This is a genomic window from Sulfuricurvum sp., from assembly GCF_022759005.1.
In the GTDB taxonomy this organism is placed as follows: domain Bacteria; phylum Campylobacterota; class Campylobacteria; order Campylobacterales; family Sulfurimonadaceae; genus Sulfuricurvum.
Map to the genome: position 1 here is coordinate 1 of NZ_JAEMQA010000067.1, position 3,098 is coordinate 3,098.

5 protein-coding genes are annotated in these 3,098 nt (G+C 43.8%); all 5 read left to right on the plus strand.

The window, feature by feature from the left end:
* Positions 1–388, plus strand: a 388-nt coding sequence (locus JHC35_RS04475) for a nitrate reductase cytochrome c-type subunit (RefSeq protein ID WP_295042407.1), incomplete at its 5' end; no start/stop codon positions are given.
* Between the two features lies 1 nt (position 389).
* Positions 390–866, plus strand: coding sequence for a 4Fe-4S dicluster domain-containing protein (locus JHC35_RS04480; RefSeq protein ID WP_295042409.1), 477 nt, complete (start codon positions 390–392; stop codon positions 864–866).
* Positions 863–1,801 carry a WD40 repeat domain-containing protein gene (locus JHC35_RS04485; protein WP_295042411.1) on the plus strand — a complete coding sequence of 313 codons (939 nt, stop codon included), beginning with the start codon at positions 863–865 and terminating at the stop codon, positions 1,799–1,801. The genes JHC35_RS04480 and JHC35_RS04485 overlap by 4 nt, the downstream gene beginning before the upstream one ends.
* Positions 1,798–2,148, plus strand: coding sequence for a chaperone NapD (locus JHC35_RS04490; protein ID WP_295042413.1), 351 nt, complete (start codon positions 1,798–1,800; stop codon positions 2,146–2,148). Before JHC35_RS04485 ends, JHC35_RS04490 begins: the two co-directional genes overlap by 4 nt.
* Before the next feature lie 15 nt (positions 2,149–2,163).
* On the plus strand, positions 2,164–3,098 hold a 935-nt coding region (locus tag JHC35_RS04495; protein ID WP_295042415.1), incomplete at its 3' end, for an alginate export family protein.

Below are 3,098 nucleotides of genomic sequence, written 5' to 3' on the forward strand. Positions count from 1 at the left end.
TCCTCATGACATCCGCGCTCTCGGTGAAATCGATAAAAACAACAATGCGTGTCTGGGATGGCATATGCCGGATATCGCACCGTCTGTTACAGCGACACCGATTCCAAAAACACATTTTACCAATTTTCGCCCTGCGGTAGAATCGGATAAAGAGGATAACTTTAAATCCGAAAGTAACGATCAAATTATCAAAAAAGATTTGAAAGATCAACTTTACCAAGGTCGCTACAACTGTACCCAATGTCACGCTCCGCAAATACAGGGTAAATTACGAGTTGAGAACAATTTTAAACCGGATTATGCGGATAACAAAGGTCAAAAACATAAAAACAAATCGTATTTGATCGATGAACTCGAAGTCGGTGTAAAAGTCGGAAACGGATTATAAGATGTCCACATCAACACGTCGCAATTTTTTCGGTGCATTAGGCTCTCTTTTCAAAGAGAACCGAGGCCCGATTTGTCCCCCTTATGCATCTATAGCGGCAACATTTAATGAATGCCGCAGTTGTGAGGGGATGTGTGTTAGCGCGTGTGAAGAAAACATTATCCGTCGTGATGAGAAAGGGATTCCTTTTCTGGATTTTAAAACCAACGGATGCAGCGATTGTCATAAGTGCATGGAAGTATGTACACCCAATGTTTTAAATGAGCCGGATCGTTTTATCCAAGGACGGGCGCGTATCACCTCAATGATGTGCATGTCCCACCACGATACGATTTGCTTCGCCTGCAAAGATCCGTGTTTGGAAGATGCCATCGTTTTTCAGGGAATGTTTAGCCCTGTTATTATCCCCGAAAAATGTACGGCATGCGGCTATTGCGTTGCGGTATGTCCCAATGCGGCAATCGAGGTAATATCATGAAAGTTTTAGCCGTATTGGTTGGATTGACGTTATCACTTACTGCGGCAATTCTTCCTACAACCGTAATCAAAACCGATGCACTTATCAGTGATATGGTCGTAAATGATGGAAAAATCTATGCGGCTACCGATGGTGAGGGGGTCAATGTATTTGATTCGAAAAACTTTAAAAAACTAGCTGTCCTTCGTGTTCCCAATATCAAAAACAGTGAGGGAAAATCATTTTCACCGAAAGTCTATTCGGTTGATCATTATCAGAATACAACCGTAATGGTCACAGAAAGCGGCGGGGGTTTTCGAAATGTTTATTTGATTCGAGAGGGAAAAGCGGTCAAAATCATTGACAACGGACGTGGATTATTGATAAAAAAAGCCCGTTTCCTTGACCTAGATCATTTACTCTTCGGCCTCTCAGGTGATACCATTGTTTTGTTTGATATTGCCAAGAACACCCTCATCTATCAAGTTCAAGCAGGTGGAGGTATGTTTAGAGACATGGCACTAAGCCCTTCAAAATCTCTTGTTGCAATTGCTGATGAAGGTGGAGAAATTACCATGCTTAATGTTAAAAACGGGCATCTTGTTAAAACGCTTCGTGGTATCAACGTTGATAATATCAATCGAATCGATTACAAACAAAATACCATCCTCTCTGCCGGACAAGATCGACGCGTCGGTGTCTCTCGTTCCGGGGGGAGCTACTATCTCGAAACCGACTTTTTTGTGTATGCCGTAGGCCTTAGCCCCTCAGCAACAAGAGGTGTCTATACGGACGGAACCGAAAACGAATTGCAGGTTTTTGATACAACGACGAAAGCCAAAATCACCCGCCTCCAAAGCGGAGAGGTAATATTGGATACATTGATCTTTCTGGATGAGCACCGACTTATCGGTGCGGGTGAAGAGAACAAAATTTATTATTGGAGACTACCGTGAATATTTCCAGCATCGTGGTGCAGACCAACCCGAAACATACAGACGAAATCGTCGAAATTTTAAAAGCGGCAGATTTTTGTGATTACCATTTTCATGATGAAAAAGGACGTATTATCGTCACGATAGAGGGTGAAGGGGTGGAAGAAGAGATCCCGAAACTCGTCAGGATCCAAGAAATGGATCACGTCATCTCAGCAGATATGTCTTTTGCTTTTAGCGAGGACGAACTCAATGCGGAACGTGACAAATTGGAATTAGTAGGCAATGATATCCCCCAATGGCTAAATGATGAAAATGCCACTAAAAGAGATATCAAATACAACGGCGATCTCAAAGATCGATTTTAAACTTAGGAGAAGAAGATGAAAAGAATCACATTATCAGCGGTTGCTGTATTAACCTTGTTGCCAAACGTACTGAGTGCGGATGGTTTTAACCTATTCAGCGATGCAAAGTTTAACGGAGAAATCCGTCCTCGTTATGAAAGCGTAGATGATCAAAGCAATACCAAAGACAAAGCCAATGCGTTTACCGTCCGTGCAACACTCGGTCTGGAAGCCAACCTTTTAGGTATTAACGGTTTATCGATGAAAGTGGACGGGACAACGGTTCAGCCGATCGGCGGAGAACATTATGACAGCGGATCAAACGGGTTGATGTATGACAAAGTCGTTGACCCGGAACAAACCCGTTTCTCTCAAGCGTATCTCCAATACCAATACGGAAAAACCGTTGCCAAAGTGGGACGTCAGGTTATCAATCTCGACAATCAGCGTTTCATCGGTTCAGTAGACTGGCGTCAAATGATGCAAAGCTTCGATGCGGCAGTCATCAGCGACAGCACGATTGACAATCTAACCCTTACCGGTGCTTATATATGGGGTCGTGCCATGGTTACTGACGCTCCGACGGCTGATACCAACTCCATCGTTTTGAACGGATCGTATAAAGTAAGCGATATGCTCAAAGTCACCGCCTACGATTATATGATCTCATCCAACAGTGACACGATCGGAATGGCTTTGACCGGCGACGTACCTCTCGCTTCCGCAAAAATCGCTTATCGCGCAGAGTATGCAAGCCAAGGTAATGCGTCACGGGATACGGATGATGCACATAAAAATATCAAAGCCGATGCGTATTACTACAATCTCGATGCCCTTGCCAATATTAACGGTATTCTCGTCGGTGCGGGATATGAGTTTTTAAGCGGATCAACCGGAACGGATGGAAAAACCGCCTTCCAAACGCCTCTAGCCACCCTCCATGCATTTAATGGATGGGCAGATGAGTTTCT

Coding starts and splice junctions, on each gene's coding strand:
- JHC35_RS04485 (WP_295042411.1), top strand. CDS start 863: ATGAAAGTTTTAGCCGTATTGGTTGGATTGACGTTATCACTTACTGCG.
- JHC35_RS04480 (WP_295042409.1), top strand. CDS start 390: ATGTCCACATCAACACGTCGCAATTTTTTCGGTGCATTAGGCTCTCTT.